The organism is Kistimonas ophiarachnellae, from assembly GCF_057552235.1.
In genome coordinates this window covers 1-786 of the sequence record NZ_BAAJPA010000057.1, presented here as the reverse complement: position 1 = coordinate 786, position 786 = coordinate 1, and the positions used below count along the sequence as shown (strand labels likewise).

Here is a 786-nt window from a genome sequence, read left to right as displayed (position 1 = left end):
CCCGGCACAAACTGCAGCTGGTTGTTGACGATGCTGACCGTGCCCTGACCCGTGACGGGATTCCCGTCACCATCCACGATCTGCACACTGTCCAGGCTGAAATTGGCGGGGTTGTCGTTGTGATCCAGATCCGTGTCGTCGGCCAGTACGTCAATGGTCAGGGTTTCATTCTCATGGCCCGTGGCGGTATTGGCCGTCGCCACCGGTGCGTCGTTGGTGCCGGTAATGAGTACTTCTGCGGTCTGAGTCACCCTGGCGCCATGGTTATCCTCTATCACGTAGCTGTAGCGGATAACTTCCTGTTCATCCTCTGCCAGGTATTGATAGGCGTCAGTCGACACCATCAGACTGTTGCCGTTAAACGTTATCCCGCTGCCATTACCACTGAGCAGGTTGATACTGCCGTCCAGCACCGACAGGGTGTCACCAACATCCATATCACTGGCTTGAGCCAGCAGGTCAACACTGAATGACGCGTCATCTTCATCGCCCGACGCGGTCACCGCGCTGCTGACCTCCGGCGCGTCATTGCGACCGGCAATGGTGATCTCGGCAGTCTGGTCAACACTGCCGCCCTGACCATCATCAATGCTGTAGCTATAGCGGATGACTTCCTGCTCACCCAGAGCCAGGTAGCCATAAGCCGAAGGATCCACCGACAACTGGTTGCCGTTCAGGGTGACGCCACCGCCATCCCCGCTCTCCAGGCGCAGGCTGCCAGCTGTCACCGACAGCGTGTCAGTGGCGTCAATGTCGCCAGCATGTTCCAGCAGATCAACAATAAAT

1 protein-coding gene is annotated in these 786 nt (G+C 57.8%); it reads right to left on the bottom strand.

Features of this window, described 5'->3' with window-relative positions:
• A partial coding sequence (locus AC27K1_RS21605; protein WP_487152865.1) for an Ig-like domain-containing protein occupies nucleotides 1-786 on the bottom strand: 786 nt, incomplete at both ends.